23 protein-coding genes are annotated in these 23,721 nt (G+C 51.9%); 10 read left to right on the top strand and 13 right to left on the bottom strand.

Going from position 1 to position 23,721, the window contains the following annotated elements; translation table 11 throughout:
• Positions 1–73: 73 nt before the first annotated feature.
• Positions 74–1,057 (bottom strand): zinc transporter ZntB, encoded by a 984-nt coding sequence (gene zntB / locus L2097_RS07350; RefSeq protein ID WP_250352500.1) that lies wholly within the window; start codon positions 1,055–1,057, stop codon positions 74–76.
• 135 nt (positions 1,058–1,192) lie between these two features.
• Complete coding sequence (locus L2097_RS07355) at positions 1,193–2,389, bottom strand: methyl-accepting chemotaxis protein (RefSeq protein ID WP_250352501.1); 1,197 nt, start codon at positions 2,387–2,389, stop codon at positions 1,193–1,195.
• A gap of 455 nt (positions 2,390–2,844) precedes the next feature.
• On the opposite strand from L2097_RS07355, the gene L2097_RS07360 reads away from it, so the two are divergent.
• Positions 2,845–4,212 (top strand): MHYT domain-containing protein, encoded by a 1,368-nt coding sequence (locus tag L2097_RS07360; RefSeq protein ID WP_250352502.1) that lies wholly within the window; start codon positions 2,845–2,847, stop codon positions 4,210–4,212.
• 143 nt (positions 4,213–4,355) lie between these two features.
• Complete coding sequence (locus L2097_RS07365; protein ID WP_250352503.1) at positions 4,356–5,576, top strand: diguanylate cyclase domain-containing protein; 1,221 nt, start codon at positions 4,356–4,358, stop codon at positions 5,574–5,576.
• 55 nt (positions 5,577–5,631) lie between these two features.
• On the opposite strand, the gene L2097_RS07370 is transcribed toward L2097_RS07365, so the two are convergent.
• Together L2097_RS07370 and L2097_RS07375 are read right to left on the bottom strand one after the other, a co-directional pair.
• Positions 5,632–5,820 carry a YdiH family protein gene (locus tag L2097_RS07370; RefSeq protein ID WP_039076991.1) on the bottom strand — a complete coding sequence of 63 codons (189 nt, stop codon included), beginning with the start codon at positions 5,818–5,820 and terminating at the stop codon, positions 5,632–5,634.
• Positions 5,821–6,173: 353 nt separating this feature from the next.
• The gene (locus L2097_RS07375; protein ID WP_250352504.1) at positions 6,174–7,790 is read right to left on the bottom strand and encodes a peptide ABC transporter substrate-binding protein; all 1,617 of its coding nucleotides are present in this window, start codon (positions 7,788–7,790) and stop codon (positions 6,174–6,176) included.
• A 187-nt stretch (positions 7,791–7,977) separates the two neighbouring features.
• On the opposite strand from L2097_RS07375, the gene mpaA reads away from it, so the two are divergent.
• Positions 7,978–8,691 carry a murein tripeptide amidase MpaA gene (gene mpaA, locus L2097_RS07380; protein WP_250352505.1) on the top strand — a complete coding sequence of 238 codons (714 nt, stop codon included), beginning with the start codon at positions 7,978–7,980 and terminating at the stop codon, positions 8,689–8,691.
• Here mpaA and ycjG read toward each other — a convergent pair.
• Entirely contained in the window at positions 8,673–9,647 is a 975-nt protein-coding gene (gene ycjG, locus L2097_RS07385) for an L-Ala-D/L-Glu epimerase (RefSeq protein ID WP_250352506.1), read from the bottom strand. The two genes, mpaA and ycjG, sit on opposite strands and share 19 nt — an antisense overlap.
• A 117-nt stretch (positions 9,648–9,764) precedes the next feature.
• Here ycjG and tpx point away from each other — a divergent pair, with 117 nt between their 5' ends.
• Complete coding sequence (gene tpx / locus L2097_RS07390; RefSeq protein WP_250352507.1) at positions 9,765–10,271, top strand: thiol peroxidase; 507 nt, start codon at positions 9,765–9,767, stop codon at positions 10,269–10,271.
• 42 nt (positions 10,272–10,313) lie between these two features.
• On the opposite strand, the gene tyrR is transcribed toward tpx, so the two are convergent.
• From tyrR to pspA, 8 genes are all read right to left on the bottom strand, one after another.
• Positions 10,314–11,855 (bottom strand): transcriptional regulator TyrR, encoded by a 1,542-nt coding sequence (gene tyrR / locus L2097_RS07395; protein ID WP_047370460.1) that lies wholly within the window; start codon positions 11,853–11,855, stop codon positions 10,314–10,316.
• 151 nt (positions 11,856–12,006) lie between these two features.
• A complete protein-coding gene (locus L2097_RS07400; RefSeq protein WP_250352508.1) occupies positions 12,007–13,053 on the bottom strand; it encodes a TIGR01620 family protein in 1,047 nt (348 codons plus the stop codon).
• Positions 13,050–14,447, bottom strand: a complete 1,398-nt coding sequence (locus L2097_RS07405) for a YcjX family GTP-binding protein (RefSeq protein ID WP_250353141.1) — start codon at positions 14,445–14,447, stop codon at positions 13,050–13,052. Before L2097_RS07405 ends, L2097_RS07400 begins: the two co-directional genes overlap by 4 nt.
• Before the next feature lie 113 nt (positions 14,448–14,560).
• Positions 14,561–14,875, bottom strand: coding sequence for a thiosulfate sulfurtransferase PspE (gene pspE / locus L2097_RS07410; RefSeq protein ID WP_250352509.1), 315 nt, complete (start codon positions 14,873–14,875; stop codon positions 14,561–14,563).
• 92 nt (positions 14,876–14,967) lie between these two features.
• On the bottom strand, positions 14,968–15,186 hold the full coding sequence (gene pspD / locus L2097_RS07415) for a phage shock protein PspD (protein ID WP_250352510.1): 219 nt from the start codon (positions 15,184–15,186) through the stop codon (positions 14,968–14,970).
• Between the two features lie 17 nt (positions 15,187–15,203).
• On the bottom strand, positions 15,204–15,563 hold the full coding sequence (gene pspC, locus L2097_RS07420) for an envelope stress response membrane protein PspC (protein ID WP_250352511.1): 360 nt from the start codon (positions 15,561–15,563) through the stop codon (positions 15,204–15,206).
• A complete protein-coding gene (gene pspB, locus L2097_RS07425) occupies positions 15,563–15,787 on the bottom strand; it encodes an envelope stress response membrane protein PspB (protein WP_039076954.1) in 225 nt (74 codons plus the stop codon). Before pspB ends, pspC begins: the two co-directional genes overlap by 1 nt.
• A 66-nt stretch (positions 15,788–15,853) precedes the next feature.
• Positions 15,854–16,522, bottom strand: coding sequence for a phage shock protein PspA (gene pspA / locus L2097_RS07430; protein WP_047370465.1), 669 nt, complete (start codon positions 16,520–16,522; stop codon positions 15,854–15,856).
• A gap of 166 nt (positions 16,523–16,688) precedes the next feature.
• Between pspA and pspF the strand changes: the two genes are divergently transcribed.
• The 6 genes from pspF to sapF all read left to right on the top strand — a co-directional run bounded on the left by pspF (position 16,689) and on the right by sapF (position 23,050).
• Positions 16,689–17,669 (top strand): phage shock protein operon transcriptional activator, encoded by a 981-nt coding sequence (gene pspF, locus L2097_RS07435; protein ID WP_250352512.1) that lies wholly within the window; start codon positions 16,689–16,691, stop codon positions 17,667–17,669.
• A gap of 98 nt (positions 17,670–17,767) precedes the next feature.
• Positions 17,768–19,411 carry an ABC transporter substrate-binding protein SapA gene (gene sapA, locus L2097_RS07440; RefSeq protein WP_250352513.1) on the top strand — a complete coding sequence of 548 codons (1,644 nt, stop codon included), beginning with the start codon at positions 17,768–17,770 and terminating at the stop codon, positions 19,409–19,411.
• Positions 19,408–20,373, top strand: coding sequence for a putrescine export ABC transporter permease SapB (gene sapB, locus L2097_RS07445; RefSeq protein WP_250352514.1), 966 nt, complete (start codon positions 19,408–19,410; stop codon positions 20,371–20,373). Before sapA ends, sapB begins: the two co-directional genes overlap by 4 nt.
• A complete protein-coding gene (gene sapC / locus L2097_RS07450; protein ID WP_047370469.1) occupies positions 20,360–21,250 on the top strand; it encodes a putrescine export ABC transporter permease SapC in 891 nt (296 codons plus the stop codon). The genes sapB and sapC overlap by 14 nt, the downstream gene beginning before the upstream one ends.
• A complete protein-coding gene (gene sapD / locus L2097_RS07455) occupies positions 21,250–22,242 on the top strand; it encodes a putrescine export ABC transporter ATP-binding protein SapD (protein ID WP_047370470.1) in 993 nt (330 codons plus the stop codon). Before sapC ends, sapD begins: the two co-directional genes overlap by 1 nt.
• A 1-nt stretch (position 22,243) precedes the next feature.
• On the top strand, positions 22,244–23,050 hold the full coding sequence (gene sapF / locus L2097_RS07460; protein WP_250352515.1) for a putrescine export ABC transporter ATP-binding protein SapF: 807 nt from the start codon (positions 22,244–22,246) through the stop codon (positions 23,048–23,050).
• The last annotated feature ends 671 nt before the right edge of the window (positions 23,051–23,721 follow it).

Consider the following 23,721-nt stretch of genomic DNA (forward strand, 5'->3'; position numbering starts at 1 on the left):
CGTATGGCATTTATTGATATTGCTCAAAGTAAACGGCGTTTTTATGTTCATTTTTTGTTAAAAAAGTGAAATTTTACAGCCATTTACTACGATGCAACCACCAGGTAACACCCCCTATCAGGATGACCAACATAATGCAGAAAAGCGCGAAACCAAATCGCCAGCCTCCGCCAGGTATTCCGCCCAAATTGACACCGAAAAGCCCGGTCAAAAATGTGCTGGGCAGGAAGACCATCGCCATCAACGACATGGTATAGGTCCTGCGTGCCAGTGACTCCTGCATCACCTGGGTAATTTCATCGGTCATTACCGCCGTGCGCGCGATACAGGCATCAATTTCATCGAGTCCCCGCCCCAGTCGGTCTGAAATATCTTGCATACGACGCCGCTGATCGTCGGTCATCCACGGCAGCCGCTCACTGGCCAGTCTTGCGAAAACATCTCTTTGCGGCGCCATATAACGACGCATCACAATTAATTGCTTACGCAGTAATGCGAGGAAACCTCGGGGGGGGATCTCCTGGTCAAGCAAGTTGTCTTCCAGGTCGATAATTTTGTCGTGTAACTCTTCAATAAACTCGCTGGCATGGTCGGTCAATGCGTCGCAAACATCAACCAGCCAACCGCCACAATCCGCCGGCCCGGTCCCCTCCTCCAGATCATTCACTACGTCATCCAGTGCCAGAACCTTACGTTGACGTGTCGAGATGATCATTCGTTCATCCATATAGACACGCACCGCCACCAACTGATCCGGCCGTTCGTCTGTGCTACCGTTAATGCAGCGTAGCGTGATAAGCGTACCTTCCCCTACACGACTCACACGTGGACGCAGGCTTTCCCCGGCCAGCGCGTTACGAACGCTATTGGGCAATTGCGGTGTTGATGCCAGCCATTGCGCGCTCTCCGGATTGGTATAATTCAGATGCAGCCAGCAAGGATGCTGTGCATCAATCACATCATCAGGTTCCAGCGGTTTGACTCCGCCTTTTCCATCCAGACGCCAGGCGAAAACCGCATCCGGAATATCGACATCCGTTCCTTTGATCGCTTCCACAGCGCCCCCACAATCAACATAAGTGTTGTTGTCAGTCTAGCGCTCTGCGCACGTTAAGCAACCATCGTGCTGAATTCGTTACAAATATTAAAAAAAAGCCCGCTTAAGCGGGCCAGAGGCAGGATGACCTGAAAGTCAGAAGGAATGCCAGTAATTTTCCTGGTTACGCATGACCGGGCTTACCAGGCGAGTGCTACGGTTTTCGGAAGGAGTAGTTAAGGCTGTCGCTACGGGATCAACGTTTGTTAACTGATTCTCTGCCAGGCGGAACTTAGACGTACGTGCCTGCAGTTCAATAACCCGGTTTTTCAGAATGTCAGAAGAGCCAGCCAGCTCTTCGACCATCGTGACATTACTCTGCGTGACTTTTTCAAGTTCGGACAGTGCGAGTGTGATCTGCGAAATGCCTTTTTCTTGTTCCACGGTCGATACCGCAATCTCGTCCATCAGCTTGCTGACCACACTCGCACCAGAAACAATCTCATGCATGTTCTGTTCGGCCTCGCTGACGACTGTTGCCCCTTGCGTCACGTTTTCGGTGGTGACGGCAATCAATGTCTTGATATTTTTTGCTGCTTCCGCGCTGCGGTGCGCCAGCCCCCTGACTTCTCCAGCTACAACCGAGAAGCCTTTACCGTGATCCCCCGCTCTTGCTGCTTCTACAGCAGCATTAAGCGCAAGAATGTTTGTCTGAAAAGCGATGCCATCAATAAGGGAGATAATATCTGCCATTTGGCCCGCACAGTCGGTAATTGACTGCATATTTTTAGCTACCTGGCCCATTAAATCCCCACCTCTACGCGCACTCGCACTGGCGTCACTTGCCCGAGTGCTGGCAAGCCGCGTGTTTTCGGCATTATTTTTGGTACTGCTGGCCATCTGCTCCATACTGGCCGCGGTTTGCACCAGCGCCGCAGATTGCTCTTCGGTTTTAACCGACAATTCACCGCTTCGCGAGGCCAGTTGATCGGAGAGTTCCATTGCATTTTGTGAAGAGATACGAATCTCAGTAACCAGCGTTGCGATGCTTGCAGAAAGGCTATTAATACCCGGAATTAAGCGCCCGGCGCAATTGTTGCCAAATTCCGGAATCGTAATCGACAGATTGCCGGAGGTCACTTCTTCGATACTTTTCTTCACCGTATTAATTGGCGTGACTAAATAATAAGTCATATACAACCAAAGCAAAGCCAAAGTTGCTACCCAAACCACGCTAATTGCTGTTAATAAGGCCATGTTTTTTGAGATGGCGATCACTAAAAAATCCATAATAAGAAAAGAAACAATCAGGAACGATAATATAAAACTTCTTACACTAATATTCTTAAGCATGGGGCACCAATAAATACATCACGAGGGGTGCTATTCTTATAGCATTCGACATTCACTTTTTCATCTCGAATTTGATCCTGATTCAGGTTAAGCTCTACATCACCACAATTTGACTTAAGCGCAGAGTAATCATTCAAAAATAAGGTAAGGTGCAAATATTAATGGTAAGAAACCTACATAACTCGTTATGCCAGAGCTGATCCATCGAATAAAAATCAGCGTAAAACCCCCTGCATCATAATTTATGACACAGCTTAACTTATATTTAAGCCATGCTACAATGATTCACATCCCTAAAGTTATTATCGCGAATGCCGATAATAATAAATTACTTTTAATTTAGCTTAAATAGCAGTATAAATAATAAATACTTCCAACAACATAAATTCATCAGGTTAGCTGCTAGAATAATAATTACAATTAACCCATTCTTTTTAGCGGGCGTGAAATGCATAATGCTTTATGTATCGTGGGATCCTATTCTTATTGGTATTTCTTTTGTCGTGGCGTTCATTGCCTCATTCGTGGCGCTGGATAGCGCCAGCAAAATTTTTTCTTCCTCAGCTCGCGGCGCACTTTTCTGGCGATTCTGCGGCGGAGCGACATTGGGCATGGGAATATGGTCAATGCATTTTGTGGGTATGCTGGCAATGCGCATGCCCATTGTGATGCATTACGATCTGGTGTTGACCATTGCTTCTTTTGTCGTTGCGTTAATTGCCGCGACACTTGCCATCAATGTGGTAGTTAGCGAAGAGATGCTCCCTTTTCGACGCCTGATGCTGGCGACCTGTTTATTGTCTCTGGGTATAGTGGGAATGCACGCTCTCGGTATGGCGGCCCTCACCGATTACGTCACTCTATACTGGAATACGCCGCGTCTTGTCCTCTCTGTAACCATTGCCTTTTTCGCCTCCGGCTTTTCGCTATGGCTTGCCTTTGTTCGCCAGTTCAATCAGCACCGGGCCTTTATCTATCGGGTTTTCGCAGGTCTCGTCCTCGGCATTACCATATGCGCAATGCATTATGTGGCGATGAGCGCCGTTGAGTTCAGCAATGGTAAAGACAGCACCGGAATTATTGTTCGCAGCACCGCCTACTACTCTACGCATACCAGCGTGAGCGAAGCCGGCCTTTCAATCTGGGTATCCACCTCCACGCTCATTGTATTGGGAATCATGTTGTTTATTTCGCTCATTGATTCCCAAATCCGCACCTCACGACTTACAGAAAGCCTGCGTCAGTTGAATCACCAACTGGAGATGCAGGCCCATTTCGATCCCCTGACCAACCTGGCAAACCGTATTCAATTCGATGTCTTACTGGATGCATGCCTCGCCAGTGCAGCAGCCCAGCGGCAGCGATTCGCCTTATTATTTATGGATCTTGACCGTTTCAAGCAGGTCAATGATGCCTATGGACACCACGTTGGCGATTTATTATTGAAATCTGTAGCCGTAAGACTTTCGACATGTGTTAATGCAAAAATGACGCTGGCGCGTCTTGGAGGAGATGAGTTTATTTTGCTGGTACCTGATTGTATTGATGAAGAAATCACCACACTGGCGAAAAGACTGGTAGACACGATTCATTTTCCATTTTACGAGCAAGGCCATGTCATTAACGTGTCATTAAGTGTGGGCATCAGTTTTTATCCCCAGCATGGGGATACCGTGCAGGACCTCAAATTTAAAGCAGATGCCGCAATGTACCGTGTCAAAAAAAATGGACGTAATGGTTGGGAAGTCTGGCATCCGGCAATCACTCACAATGCGGCAAATACTCCTTTTTTTCTCTCAGATATCTCCATCAATCAAAAGTAAAAGTTTCTTATTGCAGCGATACATACCAATTCACCTTTTTTTACGTTAGATTTTCCTCAAGCCTGATAAAAAAGCTGCCGAAAAAGCTATTATTCACCAGGTTCCAATAATGAAAGCGACGCGCAAAATAAGGGGATAAACCCATGCTGACAGATCACCTGGATGCGCTGAATCTGCTGACGACACCGGTCTGGGTAGTCTCACCTGAAAGTGAAGAGTTGCTCTTCACCAACATAGCGGCAAAGAAATTGACCGCCGAGGGTTCATTACGGGAATTGCGAACCGGCAAATATTCCGCCTATGCGCAGCACAGCTTAGCTATGTACCTGCCGGGCCTCAGGAACCAGCATAATATTGTCGAAGTCTGGACTGTTCATATTGATGGCGAAGCGATTAGCCTGAGTTGTAAAGCATCGCTGCGCGAAATCAGTGACGTAGGCGAGGTGATTCTTTTTGAAGGAGTATCATCGGGAACACCCGTCAGACTTAAAGCCAGCCGTTCAACCCCGTACCGCCCACGCAAACAGGGTTTTTATGCTCGCTTTTTCTATACAAATTCTGCCCCCATCCTGCTTATTGATCCCGCCAGAGATGGCCTGATTGTTGATGCCAACCTCGCCGCATTACGTTTTTACGGCTACTCCTACGATGAGATATGCCAAAAGCATACCTGGGAAATCAACACCCTCGGACGTGGCATTTTGCCGGTGATGGCGGAGATCGCTCATCTGCCTGGCGGTCACAGGCCACTCAATTTTGTGCACAAACTGGCAGATGGCTCTACCCGCCATGTCCAGACCTATGCAGGCCCGGTTGAAATCTATAATGAGCGACTGATGCTATGCATCATCCACGACATTACCGAGCAGAAACGTCTTGAGCAGGAACTGGAATATGCCGCACACCGTGATTTACTCACCGGTTTGCTGAACCGCCGACAGTTCTACCATCTGACCGAACACATTATGCCGACTGCGTTCGATTTCAGCCTGTTGCTGGTCGATACCGACCATTTTAAACGCATCAACGATCAGTATGGACACCAGAAAGGCGATGAAGTCCTGATACAACTGTCCCGCACACTTGAGCAACATTGTCGACGCGGAGACTATGTTTTCCGCTGGGGAGGTGAAGAATTTCTAATACTGTTGCCTCACACGACAGAGGAAACCGCTATTGGCGTCGCTGAGCAGTTACGTGAAGCCGTCGCCGGTATCAATATACCCCAACTGCCAGGCTGTACTGTGAGTATTGGCGTCGCTCGACACCTGGCGGGAGAGTCACTGGATGACCTGTTTAAGCGTGTTGATGATGCGTTGTACCGTGCAAAAAACAGTGGGCGTAATAAAGTGCTGGCAGCCTGAACTCGCGGCAAAAAAATGCGCCCTTGCGAGGGCGCTTTTCAACGATGGGCGATATTTAGTGGATGCCCATCCGCCAGGCAAAATCAATCTCTTCTTTCAGCTCGCTGTGCGAGAGTGTCAGCAAATCCGCAAATTCCAGCCTGAGTTGTTTTAATTTCTTAAGGTATTCCGCAGGCGTTAATCCGCTTTTATCGCGACGGAGATATTCAATTGCCAGTTGAGTGGGGTCTAATTCGGTGTGCATATAATCCTCATATGTGGTTAAAACATAATCACTATAACACATTCTTTCGGCCATTTTTTGACCAAAATCGTATATATGTTCGCCATCACACTAATTTTTGTGCATAGCAGGCATGAAAATTCAAGAGGTTATGCCGAACTGAAAATTGCACAACTTGCCGATAAAAAATTCATGACTTTCGCCAGTGTGGATGCCACCTGCTGTTCCTCCTGGCCCGTCATCGCGACGCAACCCGGCAGGCCCCCCCTTTTCAGTGACAGAATCGGTTGATGCGAACAACGCGATACTGGCGCTTCATCAGCGCCAGTTGAGATGTTGAAAAGCGTTATAACTGCTCAAGTGAGCGTATAAAATCAATGCTTTATCAAGTACATCGTGCGGGTGTAAGCCACATCTTCCGGGTTAGTAATGGGGTAACCCTTCAACCACGGCTTAATCAGACGACCATTGGTATATTGATAGACCGGGATGATTGGCGCTTTTTCGGCAATGACTTTCTCTGCCGCATTGTAATCCGCATTACGGGCGTCGGCCTGCGTCTCCTGAGCAGCCTGACTAATAATCTTGTCATAGGCCGGATCGTTAAAACGGGCAATATTGCCGCTGTGAGTGGATGTCAGCAGCGACAGGAAGGTGGACGGTTCATTATAATCCCCCACCCATGAGGCGCGAATAACATCAAAGTTGCCAGTATTACGGCTATCGATATACGTTTTCCATTCCTGGTTTTGCAGTTTGACATCAATGCCCAGATTCTTTTTCCACATCGATGCCACCGCAATCGCGATTTTCTGATGCGTTTCGGAGGTGTTATACAGCAGCTTCAATTCCAGCGGACGTTGTGGCCCATAACCTGCAGCCTGGAGAAGTGTTTTTGCCTGGGCATTGAGCTCCGCCTGGCTCATCTTTTCGAGTGCCGACGGCTGCGGTTTAAACCCTGCGGTGACGTCCGGTGTAAATCGCCAGGCCGGTTTTTCCCCTGTTCCCAATACCTTCTCAGCCATCACGCGGCGATCGACCGTCATACTTAGCGCCAGCCGTACGCGCGGATCGGCTGTTGGCCCTTTTTGCGTATTGAGGGCATAGTAATAGGTGCCGAGCTGCGGTGGTGTGTAAACCTGGCCGGGAATATCCTTGAGCAATTTCTGGTATTGATTTTTCGGGAATGACTCAGTGATATCGATCCCCCCGGCAAGATAACGGTTTGTCGCCGCTGTTTCCTGATTGATCGGCACAAACGTCACTTTCTGAATAACGGTTTTACCGTTGTCCCAGTAATGGGGGTTAGGTTTGAGTTCAATTTTCTCATTCACCACCCGGCTTTCCAGCACATAAGCGCCATTGCCGACCAGGTTTCCGGGACGTGTCCAGTCCGGGCCGCTTTCAACATTGGCTTTCTGCACCGGGTAAAACGCGAAATTAGCTGCAAGGTTCGCAAACCATGGCAGCGGCTTATCGAGTTGCACCCGCAACGTATGGGCATCAACCGCCGTCACGCCAAGCTTATCCGGGGAGGCTTTGCCATCAATAATGTCCTGGGCACTGGTGATACCGGCCAGCGCTGCAAACCAGGCAAAGGGTGACGTTGTTTTCGGGTCGACCAGGCGCTGCCAACTGTAAACAAAATCCTGCGCGGTGACCGGCGTACCGTCAGACCACTTTGCATCACTACGCAGGGAGAATGTCCAGACGCGGTTATCGCTGGTCTGCCATTGAGTGGCTACCCCCGGGATGATCTCACCTTTCTCATTCTGATTCACCAGCCCTTCGTAAAGATCGCGAATGACCTGAATTTCCGGCAGTCCCACTGCCTTCGCCGGATCAAGCGTCGCGGGTTCGTCTTTAATATGGCGAACCAACTCCTGTTTCTGGGCCAGCACCGTACCTGGCGGAACATCCGCTGCCCAGGGCGATGAGGAAAAACCACAGAGTAAAAGCGCACAACTGAGCAACGAGACAGGATGCTTCATGAGATCCCCTTTTCTGTTTTGAAGCAAAGCGAAAGATGAGGTAATTATTTGTTTTAGAACGAGCGAATGCAAATTTTCGTCGATGGAAAGTTGATGGCTATTCCTTTTTACCGGAATAGAGCAATAATTTGCCCAGGCGAGAAATATGCCTGACACTTGCAATAAGCCAACCAGAAAAAGGATGACTATGCCTGCTTCACGCCCACGCCCGGAACGGGGTGCTTTTCCTTCCGGTAGCGAACATTACGGACGTTCTCTGTTAGGTGCTCCGCTCATGTGGTTTCCGGCAACCGAAGCCTCACATGCCAGCGGGCTTATCATCGCGGGAACGCACGGAGATGAAAATTCCTCTATCGTGACGCTTTCCTGCGCCTTACGTACGCTTAAACCAGAACTGCGGCACCACCACGTGGTGCTGGCTGTTAATCCCGATGGTTGCCAGCTTGGCCTGCGTGCTAATGCTAATGGCGTGGATTTGAATCGCAATTTTCCGGCCGCAAACTGGAAACCCGGCGAAACGGTTTATCGCTGGAATAGTGCTGCCGAAGCGCGTGATGTCGTGTTATCCACTGGCGACACCCCCGGCTCCGAACCGGAAACCCAGGCATTATGCCAGTTGATTCACCAGGTGCGTCCGGCCTGGGTGGTGTCGTTTCATGACCCGCTGGCGTGTGTGGAAGATCCGCGTAATAGTGCGTTTGGTCAGTGGCTGGCGCAGGCGTTTAACCTACCGCTGGTCACCAGTGTGGGTTACGAAACGCCAGGCTCTTTCGGCAGTTGGTGTGCAGATATGGATTTGCACTGCATTACAATGGAATTCCCGCCAGTTTCTGCCGATGAAGCCAGCGAGAAATACCTCAGCGCGATGATCGCACTATTGCATCATGATACGGAAAGATGAAGCTGACCCGGCGTAAATTGCAACGCCGGTTCGACATCCACCGCAAGCCAGGTGGGGCCGTCGAGATCGGCAAAGCGAACCTCACCCACCAAAGGCAGTGCCGCAGCTATGGCCCGTGAGGTGCAAATCATGCACCCCAGCATCAGCCCAAAACCTTGCTCTCGCGCCGCACGGGCCAGGGCCAGCGCTTCTGTCAGCCCACCGGTTTTATCCAGCTTGATGTTAACCATTTCATAACGCCCCGCCAGCGCAGCGAGATCCCGTTGCGTGTGGCAACTTTCATCGGCACAGATGGGCAACGGATGAATAAAGTTATCCAGCGCGGCATCATCGCCTGCCGGAAGCGGCTGTTCGAGCATCGCCACGCCAAGATCCGCCAGAAGCTGACAGCGGGCAGCAAGACCTTCGCTTTGCCAGGCCTCATTAGCATCAACAATCAACGTTGCTTCCGGTGCAGCGGCGCGTATTGCCACCAGCCTTTCGCTGATTAAGTGATCGTCAAGTTTCACCTTAAGTAGCCTGGCGCCGGCCTCCCACAGCGCTGCGGCACTGGCGGCCATTTGTTCAGGCGTACCGATGACCACTGTTTGCGCGGTGGTGACTGCGGCGGGCAATGTCACCCCCACATACTGCCCAAGCGTTATTCCCTGTCGCCGGGCTTCCAGATCCCAAAGCGCGCAGTCTACGGCATTACGCGCCGCGCCGGCAGGAAGCAATGTCTGAAGCTCTTCACGGGTCAGTCGGTTTTCCAGTTGCGGCAGAATCGTCATAATCTGCGCAATCACCGAAGCCTCGCTTTCGCCATAACGTGGGTATGGCGTGCATTCGCCTACGGCTTTGACACCGTCCTCTTCCAGCTCAACGACCACTACCCGAGCCTCGCTGCGCGCACCCCGTGCGATCACAAAAGGCGTATGTAACGGCCAGGTTTCATCATAAACCTTAACGCTTCTCATCCCTTTCTCCTCTGCCGCCCTTTCCACGATTATAGATGTGAAATTAGGTTTGCCGTGGTCCTTGCTTTCAGAATACACTAGCGACGAAGTTAACTATATGTAAACAGGAAGATATCTATGTCACAACTTGTCCATTTCCAGGGTAATCCAGTTTCCGTTGCCGGTAAGATTCCGCAGATCGGTTCCAAAGCCGCACCGTTCTCTCTCGTGGCGAAAGACTTGTCTGATGTTGCTTTAAGCCAGTTTGCTGGTAAACGTAAAGTTCTTAATATTTTCCCGAGCATTGATACCGGCGTATGTGCCGCATCAGTACGTAAATTTAACGAACTGGCAACAGGCGTAAACGATACTGTCGTTCTGTGCATCTCTGCTGACCTGCCGTTCGCCCAGTCTCGCTTCTGCGGTGCAGAAGGTCTGAGCAATGTCATTACTCTCTCCACGCTGCGCAACGCTGAGTTCCTGGAAAATTATGGTGTGGGAATTTCCGAAGGCGCGCTGAAAGGTCTGGCGGCACGTGCCGTGGTGGTCATTGACGAAAATGACAACGTCATTTTCAGTCAGCTGGTGAATGAAATCACCAATGAGCCTGACTACGCTGCCGCACTGGAAGTGCTGAAAGGCTAAGAAAGTCTGCCCGGCAACATCCTGTTTGCCGGGCCATGCATCCTACTCGTCGCCCTTTTTCTGATTCAATCCATACTCCCGTAATTTATTCGCGATCGCTGTATGCGAGACGCCCAAGCGCTTAGCCAGCTTACGTGTACTGGGGAAACTGCGATAAAGTTGTGTTAACACCGAGCGTTCAAAACGACTGGTGATCTCATCGAGCGACCCTTCCATGGCATCTTCGCCGACAGGCATAGTGGCGGCATCAAAGTCCGGCAGCAGGATATCCTGTGAGCGGAGTTCGTACCCCTCCAGTTGGGTAAGCGCGCGATAAACTGCGTTTTTCAACTGACGGACATTGCCCGGCCAGCCATAGCGCGTCAAAACATTACCCAGTTCGGCTGACAATTTAGGCCGGGGAACGCCTTGCTCATCGGCAAAACGGGCAACAAAAAGTTCGGTCAGCGGCATGATATCCTGCGGGCGCTCCCGCAATGGTGGGAGATTTAGCGTCAGAACATTCAGACGGTAATAGAGATCTTCTCGGAAAACGCCCTTTTGCACCAAATCGACCAGGTTACGCTGGGTGGCGCAAATTACCCGCACATCAACGTGAACTTCATGGTCTTCACCAACCCGGCGGAATGTCCCGTCATTGAGAAAACGCAGCAGTTTAACCTGCATACGCGCCGACATTTCGCCGATTTCATCCAGCAACACCGATCCGCCATTAGCCTGTTCAAAGAACCCTTTTTTCCCTTCCGGGGCATGACCGAACAGTTCACTTTCGACGGCATCTTCCGGAATCGAGGCGCAGTTTAGCGCCAGATATGGTTTTGCCGCCCGGGGGCTCGCCAGATGACAGGCCCGTGCCAGCAGATCTTTACCGGTACCTGTATCACCGGTAATCAGTAGCGGTGCGGTGAGCGTAGCCAGCTTCCGGGCCTGCTCCAGCACCTGACGCATCTTCGGACTGACAGCGATAATCTGGCTGAATGCCCCCAGATCCTGATGCGAAAGATTTTGTAACTGGCGACCCATTCGCACGGTGGAACGTAGCATGACCACCGCGCCGGTCAGAACCGGTTCTCCGGTTTCTCCTTCCAGGTGGACCGGGGTGATTTCCATCAGGAAGTTTTGCCCATTAATGGCGACATGTTCGCTATGAGAGCTGTGAGGGTTGCTTTCCAGCCAACGCGTAAAATTGAAACCGGAAATCAGTTGTACCGCGTTGTGATTGCGCAATTTACTCTGGTCCAGCGCAAAGAGCTGACAACTGGCCGGGTTCGCCAGTTCGATCTTCCCTTTCATATCCAGCGATAAAACGGGTTCCGGCAACGCCTCCAGCACCGCGCTCAGTGCACGATGCTCTCGTTCGGAAGGCATCCACAATACGGTGCGCACGTCAGTTACGCCGGGGATACGGCGAATTTCCGCCATCAGGCTGCTGAATGTATTAAATTCCAGGGCAGCAAAATTCAGGTAGATGCGCCCGACAGGGTCTATCTCAATTCCGCGTAAATCGATGCCACGTAACACCAGTAAATCCAGCAGTTCGCGTGTCAGACCCAGCCGGTCCTCACAAAAGACTTCAAGACGCATGAAAATATCACCCTACATAATCAACTAATGCCAGGATGATATGTCAGTTACTGTCTGGCAGGAAGATGTCTGTCAAGAAATATTGACAGCACGGTGGAAAAATGGGCGCTGTGCCGTAAAGTTAAACGCGCGGCGCGCAATTTATCGCCCATCACGCTTTACCTTTTTGCACTGTCTCTTTGAGCTGCACCACCAACTGGCGGCGAAAATCGCCCAGCCGCGGTTTATCATCGCCAAGCCAGGGTAACGGGCGGCATAACTCCATGGCTTTGATCCCTAACCGGGCAGTCAGTAAACCTGCGCCAATTCCCTGCGCCGCACGGGCAGAGAGACGTGCGGCAAGATCTTGCGACATCCAGTCCATGCCCACTTCACGCACCATTTCACTGGCCCCGGCAAAGGCGATATTAAGCAAAACAAGGCGAAACAGACGCAGTCGGCTGTAATACCCAAGCTCAATCCCATAAAGCGTGGCAATGCGGTTAATCAGCCGCAGGTTGCGCCAGGCGATAAAGGCCATATCCACCAGCGCAAGCGGACTGACGGCAATCATTAACGTTGATTCAGCCGCCGAGCGGCTGATTTCTCGCCGAGCCTGGTTATCCAGCACCGGCTGAACGATATGGGCATACAGCGAGACCACTTCCCGGTCATTTTGTGTCTCATGGATAGCGGCATACCAGCGCTGCAGCGCAGGATGCGCATGATCAAGCCCGGCCTGACGCGCCAGGTTTTCACAAAATGCGCGCCCTTTCCCCGTTCCGTGACTGTGAAGCAATTCACGCGCCTCGTCCCGCGCCTGGGCCCGCTGACGTAATCGCCATAAACGACGCCACTCCGTCGCCACGGAACCGACGCCCGCACCGACAATCAAAGCCCCGGCGGCACATCCGCCCATGGCCACCCAGTCCTGGGTCTGCCAGGCATTTATCGCCCATTGCACGCCCTGACCGACAACGCTTGCGCCAAACAACGCCATCCCGGCCAGCACCATTTTGCGCCACAGGCTGCGTTTTGGTTGCAGCGCCGCTTCCACGGCGGCTTCTGCCGGACCTTCTTCGCGTATTTCATCAGGATTGACCGGTGCAAAATTTTCAGCCAGTTCGTCACCAAATGTTTGTGCCGCTTTGACCTGCATGACGGTCTCCGCTTCCAGCGGCCCGGTAAAATCGATACGCGGTTTGAGGGGTTCGCTCATCGCAATTTATCTCCCAATAAAAATTCCAGCGCAGCGTCCAGACGGATATGCGGCAGTGGTTTATCCACATCCAACGCCTGAGGACGAAAGGACTCAAACTGAAAACCTTGTTTTTCCCAGAATGCCTGACCAGGCAGGCGCGCCGGCACCTCGCCGGGGTAAAACGTGAGTGGGGAACCATCGCTCAGTCGGTGACCACGTAAGGCCGGAATTTTCTCGCCATTAACGTCAATCACGCCACTCTGCGTTGCCTGGACGGATGCCAGACCGACACAATCCATGCTGATGCCTTCAAACGCGGCGTTTTGCCACGCATCCTGAATCAGTTGCTGGAGCAGCGATACCATGTTGGCATGCTGATCGAGAGTGACATGATCCGCTTTTGTGGCGGCAAACAGCAGTTTGTCGATAACCGGCGAGAACAGACGGCGAAACAGCGTCCGCTGGCCATAGTGAAAGCTTTGCATCAGTTGCGTCAACGCCAGACGCATATCATTAAAAGCCTGTGGCCCGCTATTGAGCGGCTGCAGACAATCCACCAGTACTATCTGACGGTCAAAACGCAGGAAGTAATTTTTGTAAAACGCCTTCACTACCTGTTCGCAATAGTAGTTATACCGCTCGCGCAGCATACCCGCATTCGTGTGCTTGCTCGCCTGCGCCAGTCTGGCTTCCCCTGCTTCGTCCACATCGGGCCACGGAAAAAATTGCAGCGCAGGCGCGCCGGCCATATCACCGGGTAGGACAAAACGCCCCGGCTGAATAAAATGCAGCCCTTCGCGTTTGCACTGATGCAAATAATCGGTCCATGCGGCGGCAATATCCGCCAGGCGGTTTTCATCGGCAGGCGCTAACGGATCCAGCCCTTCACACATGGCCTGCCATTTCTGCGACCATTCGCCACGTTGCCCCTGCAACAGACCGCGCATCTGTCGCGACCAGCTCAGATAATCCTGAGCCAGCATCGGCAAATCCAGCAGCCATTCACCAGGATAATCGACAATTTCCAGATACAGCGTGGAGGTTTCTTTAAAATGGCGCAGCAGAGAATCCTGCGAGCGGAAACGTAGCGCGAGGCGAATCTCACTGACACCACGTGTAGGCGTTGGCCAGACGGGAGGCGTGCCATAGAGCTGCGCCAGCCCTTCATCATAGGTAAAACGCGGAATACCAAAATCACGCTGGGGAACCCGCTTAACGCCAAGCAGTCGCTCTTCACGTACCGCGCTGAGTAATGGAAGCCGCGCGCCCGCGTGAACGTTAAGCAACTGGTTCACCATTGCGGTAATAAAAGCCGTTTTTCCGCTGCGACTAAGCCCGGTGACGGCTAATCGCAGGTGGCGATCCATACCCCGGTTTACCAGGGCGTTAAGTTCATTTTTCCATCGTTCAATCGTCATTCCGTGCCGCCATGAAATCAGAAAATTTATTCACAGGATATATGAGATAAGGTGCACTTCGGCAGATATCAATGGCAGCGAGGCGAATGTCCCGCCGCCAGGAGATTTTATTTGGAGGTAACAACAGGCTTATTCAGACCAGCGATGCCGCCCATATTAATGACGTGCCGGTAACCCATTTGCTGTAATGCGTCCTGTGCCAGCGTCGCCTGGCGCCCGGAATTACAGTACAAATAAAGGGTGTCCTCTTTTGCCAGTGGCGAAAAGGTCCCGGCCTGAATATCACTGAGCGGTATATTCAGCGCGCCCTGAATATGTTCACGCTGATACTGCTCCGGGATCCGCACGTCGATCCAGTGCTCCGCGGCAAAAGTCGGTGTGCTGGCGGCAAGTGCAGCGGCGATAACCGTTTGTTTTAACATCGTTCCTTCCTTTGGTTTTTGTTAAATCCTTCGCCAACTATACGCGCGGCCTTAACGCGGTTGTAGCGCCGTTATCGCATTTTGCGTACGGGTTACTTCATAAAACGCTTCGAGAATCTGCTCGCCACGCGATTCAGTAAGGGTTCAAGCGCAAAAGCCAGCAGCAATTTTACCTGCCGCCGCGCCACCGATTTTACCGCCCAGCCTGCAACCCCTGCCGGACCATAGCGCAGCGCGGCCAGCAGGACCACTTTGCCAGCGATTTTCATCCCCGGTTTAACTTTCTGTGTAGCCTGTCGCCAGGTTGCCATTGCCTGATACCTCTTAATTAAAGCTGTCGGAAACGACTGCGCAGAGAGAACGTGTCAGAGGTGACATAGCGCTCCATCTGACGCAGACGACGCTCACCGGCTTCAAGTTCCGCGTCCACAGCATCCAGAAGTTGGCTGCTGGTGGGGGCGTTTTCGGCATCCACTGCGCTCTCCGGCATCGGATCCAGGACGAAAGTCATGACGATATAGATCACCACAACCGGGAAAAACAGCCCGAACAGCATGGCCAGCACCGTTATCAAACGGATCAGTTTCACCGGAACATCCAGATAGTGCGCAACGCCAGCACAGACCCCTTTCACCATGCCTTGCTGCGGGATACGCCATAATTTCTTATTGCTGTTTAAACCTGCCATCAGCGATCTCTCCAGTTCGGATGCTCTGCATCAAGAATGTCTTCCAGCGCCTGAATACGTTCACGCATTCGCCGGGCGTCGTCAGTCAGTTGCACCAGCCGTTGCTGCTCACTTTGCGGTAATTCACCGCGTGAAGTACGGTTGTTGTAGTGCAGCCATAACCAGACCGGCAAAATAAACAGCACGAATAACGTCAGAGGAATGGCCAGAAAAAGCGCGCTCATGTGTACTCCTTACAGGTGATAATGGGGCGACATCTCCCGATGCCGCCTGCAATGTCTCGCAAAAAATTATTGATTGTCCTGTTTCATTTTTGCTTTTAGCTGCGCCAGTTGTTCGCTGATTTCGTCATCTGCTTTCAGTTCAGAGAACTGCTGATCCAGCGTTTTATGTTTACCAAAACCGTGACTTTCCGCTTCGGCTTCCATCTGGTCAATGCGACGTTCGAAAGACTCAAACCGGGCCATGGCTTCGTCAATCTTGCCGCTATCAAGCTGGCGACGCACGTCACGGGACGAGCTCGCCGCCTGATGGCGTAAAGAGAGCGCCTGCTGGCGTGCACGTGTTTCGCTGAGTTTACTTTCCAGCTCGCCAATCTCTTTTTTCATCCGGGCAAGCGTTTCATCAACCTGCACCACTTCCTGCTCTAACGTGTCGATAAGCGTCGTGACTTTTTGCTTTTCGATCAGCGCCGCACGAGCTAGATCATCTTTATCCTTACGCAGGGCCAGCTCAGCTTTTTCCTGCCATTCAATCTGTTGTGCGGTCGCCTGCTCTATACGACGTACGAGCTGTTTTTTCTCCGCCAGCGCACGGGCTGAGGTTGAACGCACTTCGACCAGCGTGTCTTCCATTTCCTGGATCATCAGACGCACCAGCTTTTGCGGATCTTCTGCACGCTCAAGCAGCGAGTTGATGTTGGCATTCACGATGTCGGCAAAACGAGAAAAAATACCCATAATCTGTTCCTCTTGATTTCTGTAATCGGGCCTTGCCCTGCTCTCAGGTATTACAATCTTCGTGCCAATTTTTTAATTATTTGATTTTAAAGAAAACACGTTATTTTACCGTTGCGTATTTTTAGTCTACAGTGGTGAATAACGCTAACAAGTGGCGAAATTCATCATGGCTGAACAAAGAGACAATCTGCTGGGCGAGTCCAACAGCTTTATTGAAGTGCTGGAACAGGTTTCGCGTCTGGCGCCGCTCGATAAACCGGTGCTTATCATCGGTGAACGAGGTACAGGGAAAGAGTTAATCGCCAATCGTCTGCACTATCTGTCGAGCCGGTGGCAGGGGCCGTTTATCTCCCTCAACTGTGCCGCCCTTAATGAAAATCTGCTTGATACCGAGCTGTTTGGTCATGAGGCGGGAGCCTTCACCGGCGCGCAAAAACGCCATCCTGGACGTTTTGAGCGTGCCGATGGCGGCACCCTGTTTCTTGATGAACTGGCCACCGCACCTATGCTGGTGCAGGAAAAACTGCTGCGCGTGATTGAATACGGTGAGCTGGAGCGCGTCGGCGGTAGCCAGCCTCTGCAGGTCAACGTTCGTCTGGTATGCGCCACCAATGCCAACTTGCCGGAGATGGTTTACAAAGGCACTTTCCGCGCCGACTTGCTGGACCGTCTGGCATTTGATGTGGTGCAACTTCCCCCCTTACGCCAGCGTCAAAGCGATATCATGCTGATGGCCGATCATTTCGCTATACAAATGTGTCGTGAACTCAAACTGCCGCTGTTTGCTGGATTTACAGACCGCGCACGTGAAACGTTGCTGCGCTATACCTGGCCGGGGAATATTCGCGAGCTTAAAAACGTGGTCGAACGCTCGGTATATCGACACGGAACGAGTGAAACGCCGCTTGATGAGATCATCATTGACCCCTTTAACAGCGGGACGCCGATCGTTGAGGCTATTTTTCCGCAGTCCGACGCCCTGCCCACACTGCCAGTCGATTTACGTCAGTTTCAGCACCAGCAGGAACGCGAATTATTGTTAAATAGCCTGCAGCAGGCAAAATTTAACCAGAAACGGGCGGCTGAACTGTTAGGTTTGACTTATCACCAGTTGCGCGCACTGCTGAAAAAGCACCAGATAAGCTGAAATCGCTGACAATAACAGCAGTCGTTATCAGACATTTGTACGAAGCCATGGCAAGTGCGATACACTTTGCTCATGAATCTAAAATCGTTGAATAAAACATGCGTCTGCTCCCCCCTTTCCTGCTAATCACCGCGAGCCTGTGGGCCGGTATTGCGCAATCTGCCTCACCGCAGACGGCGACAGCCGATATTCGCGATAGCGGCTTCGTTTATTGTGTTAACGGACAGGTAAGTACATTTAATCCACAGAAAGCGGGCAGTGGTCTGATTGTCGATACGCTGGCGGCACAACTTTATGACCGCCTGCTGGATGTTGATCCGTATACTTACCGCCTGGTGCCTGAACTGGCGGAAAGCTGGGAAGTCATGGATAACGGTGCGACATATCGCTTTCACCTGCGTGATGGCGTCGCCTTCCAGACAACGGAGTGGTTCAAACCCAAACGTAATTTCAACGCAGACGACGTCGTGTTTACCTTTCAGCGCATTTTTGATCGCGACAACCCCTGGCATAACGTTAACGGCGCCAGTTTCCCTTATTTTGACAGTCTGCAATTCGCGGACTCTGTGCAGAGCGTGCGCAAACTGGATAACCACACCGTTGAGTTTCGCCTGCGCCAGCCAGACGCTTCATTCTTATGGCATCTGGCGACCCACTACGCTTCGGTGATGTCTGCCGAGTATGCTGCGATGCTGGCAAAATCCGATCGTCAGGAACTGCTTGACCGCCAGCCGGTCGGCACAGGGCCGTTCCAGTTAGCCGAGTACCGCGCTGGTCAGTATGTCAGGTTACAACGTCACGCACGCTTCTGGCGCGGTACACCACTGATGCCACAAGTGGTGGTCGATCTCGGTTCCGGTGGCACCGGCCGACTGTCAAAATTGTTAACCGGTGAGTGCGATGTACTGGCCTGGCCTGCGGCGAGTCAGTTAACGATTTTGCGCGACGACCCACGCCTGCGCCTGACGCTGCGTCCGGGGATGAATATCGCCTACCTCGCGTTTAATACTGACAAAGCGCCGCTGAATAACCCGGAAGTTCGCCACGCGCTGGCATTATCCATTAACAATCAGCGGCTGATGCAATCCATTTACTACGGCACGGCTGAAACGGCGGCATCGATTTTACCACGCGCCTCCTGGGCCTATGACAGTGAAGCCAAAGTCACCGAATACGATCCCGAGAAGGCACGAACACGCCTGAAAGAGCTTGGGCTGGAGAACCTGACGCTGCATTTATGGGTGCCAACAACATCGCAGGCCTGGAATCCCAGCCCGCTCAAAACGGCAGAATTGATACAGGCAGACATGGCGCAGATTGGTGTCAAGGTCGTCATTGTTCCCGTAGAAGGCCGTTTCCAGGAAGCGCGTCTGATGGACATGAACCATGATCTCACCCTCTCCGGCTGGGCAACCGACAGTAATGATCCGGATAGCTTCTTTCGCCCGTTATTGAGCTGTGCGGCTATCGATTCACAAACCAATTTCGCCCACTGGTGTAACCGCGATTTTGACAGCGTATTGCAAAAAGCACTGGCGTCACAGCAGCTTTCCTCGCGTATCGATGCCTATGATGAGGCACAAAAAATGCTGGCACAGGAGCTGCCTGTACTGCCGCTCGCTTCATCACTGCGCCTGCAAGCTTATCGCTACGATATTAAAGGGCTGGTGTTGAGTCCGTTTGGCAGCGCCTCGTTTGCCGGGGTGACGCGGGAAAAAGAAGAAGAGGTGAAAAAACCATGATCATTTTTACCTTACGCCGCCTGTTACTTCTGCTGGTGACGCTGTTTTTGCTGACATTTATCGGTTTTAGTTTGAGCTATTTCACGCCACATGCGCCGTTGCAGGGAGCATCGCTTTGGAACGCATGGGTTTTCTGGTTTAACGGGTTACTGCACTGGGATTTTGGTGTATCGAGCATCAATGGGCAGTTGATTTCTGAACAGTTGAAAGACGTTTTCCCGGCGACCATGGAGCTGTGTATTTTCGCCTTTGGCTTTGCCTTGCTGGTGGGCATCCCCATAGGCATGATGGCGGGCATAATGCGCAATAAATGGCAGGATAAACTGATCAGCGCTATCGCCCTGCTCGGTTTCTCGATTCCAGTGTTCTGGCTGGCGCTGCTTTTAACGCTTTTCTTCTCCCTGACGCTGGGCTGGCTTCCGGTTTCTGGCCGCTTCGATCTGCTCTACGAAGTGAAGCCTGTCACCGGATTCTCCATTATTGATGCGTGGCTGTCTGATTCACCATGGCGTGACGAAATGATCGTCAGCGCCATCCGTCATATGGTGTTGCCGGTTCTGACGCTGGCGGTTGCCCCCACCACCGAAGTCATACGGCTGATGCGTATCAGTACCATCGAAGTCTTCGATAAAAACTATATCAAGGCCGCCGCCACGCGTGGTATGTCGCGTCTGACCATTTTACGCCGCCACGTTCTGCATAATGCCCTGCCGCCGGTCATTCCGCGCCTGGGACTGCAATTTTCGACCATGCTAACGCTGGCGATGATCACCGAAATGGTCTTTAGTTGGCCTGGCCTTGGGCGCTGGGTCATCAACGCAATCCGCCAACAAGATTATGCGGCAATTTCAGCCGGGGTAATGGTGATAGGTTCACTGGTTATCATCGTGAACGTGCTTTCTGACATTCTGGGCGCGCTGGCGAACCCGTTGAAACATAAGGAATGGTATGCCTTACGATAGCGTCTATAGCGAAAAGCGCCCGCCGAGCACCCTGCTGACCGCCTGGCGAAAATTCTATGGTGATACCCCCGCTATGATTGGTCTGTATGGCTGTGCGGCGCTGGCGGTGTTATGCGTGTTCGGTGGTTGGTTCGCGCCTTATGGCATAGATCAGCAGTTTTTAGGTTATCAGTTGTTGCCGCCATCCTGGTCGCGTTATGGCGAGGTCTCTTTCTTCCTGGGTACCGATGATCTGGGCCGCGATGTGTTGAGCCGCTTACTCAGTGGTGCTGCCCCCACCGTCGGGGGCGCGTTTGTGGTGACGCTCGCCGCCACGCTTGTTGGGCTGGCGCTGGGCGTCTTCGCCGGTGCGACCCATGGTCTGCGCTCGGCGGTACTTAATCATATTCTCGACACCCTGCTCTCCATTCCGTCACTGCTGCTGGCCATTATTGTGGTGGCCTTCGCCGGGCCGCACCTTTCCCACGCCATGTTTGCCGTCTGGCTGGCGCTCCTGCCGCGCATGGTGAGATCGGTTTACAGCCTGGTGCATGATGAACTGGAGAAAGAGTACGTTATCGCCGCCCGTCTTGATGGCGCATCAACGCTGAATATTCTGTGGTTTGCCGTGCTGCCAAACATGACCTCCGGGCTGGTCACCGAAATTACCCGTTCGCTGTCGATGGCAATTCTGGATATCGCCGCACTGGGCTTCCTCGATTTAGGCGCACAATTGCCCTCTCCGGAATGGGGCGCCATGCTCGGTGATGCACTGGAACTCATTTATGTCGCCCCCTGGACAGTGATGCTTCCGGGTGCTGCCATTATGTTGAGTGTTCTTTTAGTCAATCTGCTGGGCGATGGTATTCGCCGTGCGATTAATGCGGGGGTGGAATAATGCCACTGCTGGATATCCGCAATCTGACCATTGAAGTGAAGACCGGTGACGACTGGGTTAAAGCCGTTGATCGCGTAAGCCTGACGCTGGCCGAAGGCGAAATCCGCGGTCTGGTGGGTGAATCCGGTTCCGGTAAAAGTCTTATCGCCAAAGCCATTTGCGGTGTGACGAAAGAAAACTGGCGTGTTACCGCCGATCGTATGCGTTTCGATGATATCGATCTGATGCGGCTTTCCTCACGCGAACGTCGTAAGCTGCTGGGTCATAACGTCTCCATGATTTTTCAGGAGCCGCAGTCGTGTCTTGACCCGTCTGAACGTATTGGCAAACAGTTGATGCAAAACATCCCTGGCTGGACGTGGAAAGGCGGTTTCTTCCGTCGTTTTGGCTGGCGCAAACAGCGCGCTATCGAGTTGCTGCACCGTGTTGGCATTAAAGATCATAAGGATGCGATGCGCAGTTTCCCCTATGAATTGACCGAAGGGGAATGCCAGAAAGTGATGATCGCTATTGCATTGGCTAACCAACCGCGCCTGCTGATTGCCGATGAACCGACAAACGCAATGGAACCGACGACGCAGGCGCAAATTTTCCGTCTGTTAACCCGACTGAACCAGAACAACAACACCACCATTTTGTTGATCAGTCATGATTTGCAGATGCTGAGTAAATGGGCTGACCGTATTAACGTCATGTACTGCGGACAAACCGTGGAGACCGCGCCCAGCGAAGAGCTGGTGACAACGCCACATCACCCCTATACCCAGGCGCTGATTCGTGCGATCCCTGATTTTGGCAGTGCCATGCCGCATAAAAGCCGCCTGAATACCATGCCGGGTGCCATTCCGCTGCTCGAACATCTGCCGATTGGCTGTCGTCTTGGGCCCCGCTGTCCTTATGCCCAGCGCAAATGTGTAGAAAGACCGCGTCTGAGTGGTGCAAAAAACCATCTCTATGCCTGTCATTTCCCGTTAAATATGGAGAGAGAGTGAGATGGTTGAAACGCTGCTCGAAGTACGCAATCTGAGTAAGACTTTCCGTTATCGTACCGGCTGGTTTCGCCCGCAAACCGTGGAAGCGGTGAAGTCGCTCAGTTTTACTCTGCGTGAGAAGCAAACGCTGGCCATCATTGGCGAGAACGGCTCCGGCAAATCGACCCTGGCGAAGATGCTGGCAGGTATGGTTGAACCCTCCACCGGAGAGTTACTGATTGACGATCATCCTTTGCATTACGGCGACTATTCATTTCGTAGCCAGCGCATCCGCATGATATTTCAGGATCCATCGACCTCTCTGAACCCGCGTCAGCGCATCTCCCAGATCCTCGATTTCCCGCTGCGTCTGAACACAGACCTTGAGCAGGAAGCGCGGCAAAAGCGTATCTATGAAACGTTGCGCATGGTCGGCCTGTTACCCGATCACGCCAGTTATTACCCGTATATGTTCGCGCCGGGACAAAAGCAGCGTCTGGGGCTTGCTCGCGCGTTGATATTACGCCCGAAAGTGATCATTGCGGACGAAGCGCTGGCATCACTCGATATGTCGATGCGCTCACAACTCATTAACCTTATGCTGGAATTACAGGAAAAACAGGGCATTTCATATATTTATGTGACTCAGCATATCGGTATGATGAAACATATTAGCGATCAGGTTCTGGTGATGCACCAGGGTGAGGTGGTTGAGCGCGGTAGTACCGCGAGCGTACTGGCCTCACCGCTGCATGATCTGACTAAACGTTTGATTGCCGGCCATTTTGGCGAGGCATTGACCGCCGATGCCTGGCGGCAGGATCGCTAATAAGCCTGTCAACTCGCTTCGCACCAGGCAAAGAGTACCGTGATAGCCATTCATTTGGCGTAATGGGTCATTTACCGGGTGCTCTGACGGATGGCACCCCTCTCCCTAAAAAATCGACTATTACAAAAGAAGGGTATGACTCACTGACAAAATATAGCAACCAACACTTATCGCCGGTATTGCCTTTCGATTAAGATTAGTATTGTCCTGTTTATATAAATCACTGACATCTCTTCTTCACCGAATACACCGTGGAGCCAGCCTCACGGGCATTTCGGTCATCCCAAATATGACAACCTTGCATTTAGTCCGTTGATTATCGGTGAATGTAAATAGATCGACGGCACACCGATTTGCCTCACAATGCCGCGTTATCCATAAAAAGAAACTGCGTAAAAATAGAGTGGCTTATCAATTAAAAATGAAAGAGATTCCGTTAAAATAATACGCTTATTTAAACGTTATATGGTCAGATATCTCAATCGTATTGCTGCGCTTATATCCCCTCCTTTACCGCTGGTTGGATGACCCGAAATGACAGACTAGTGATATACTTTTGCGGTATCGAACTGTTAATGATTCAGTCTGAAACAAATCCTCAGTGCAGCCAGCCATCACGGAAAAAACGTGACACCAGCAGCGGCTGCTGGGATAATTCGATTTCGTTTTGA

The sequence above is a fragment of the Citrobacter sp. MNAZ 1397 genome (genome assembly GCF_023613995.1).
GTDB classification, from domain to species: Bacteria; Pseudomonadota; Gammaproteobacteria; order Enterobacterales; family Enterobacteriaceae; genus Phytobacter; species Phytobacter ursingii.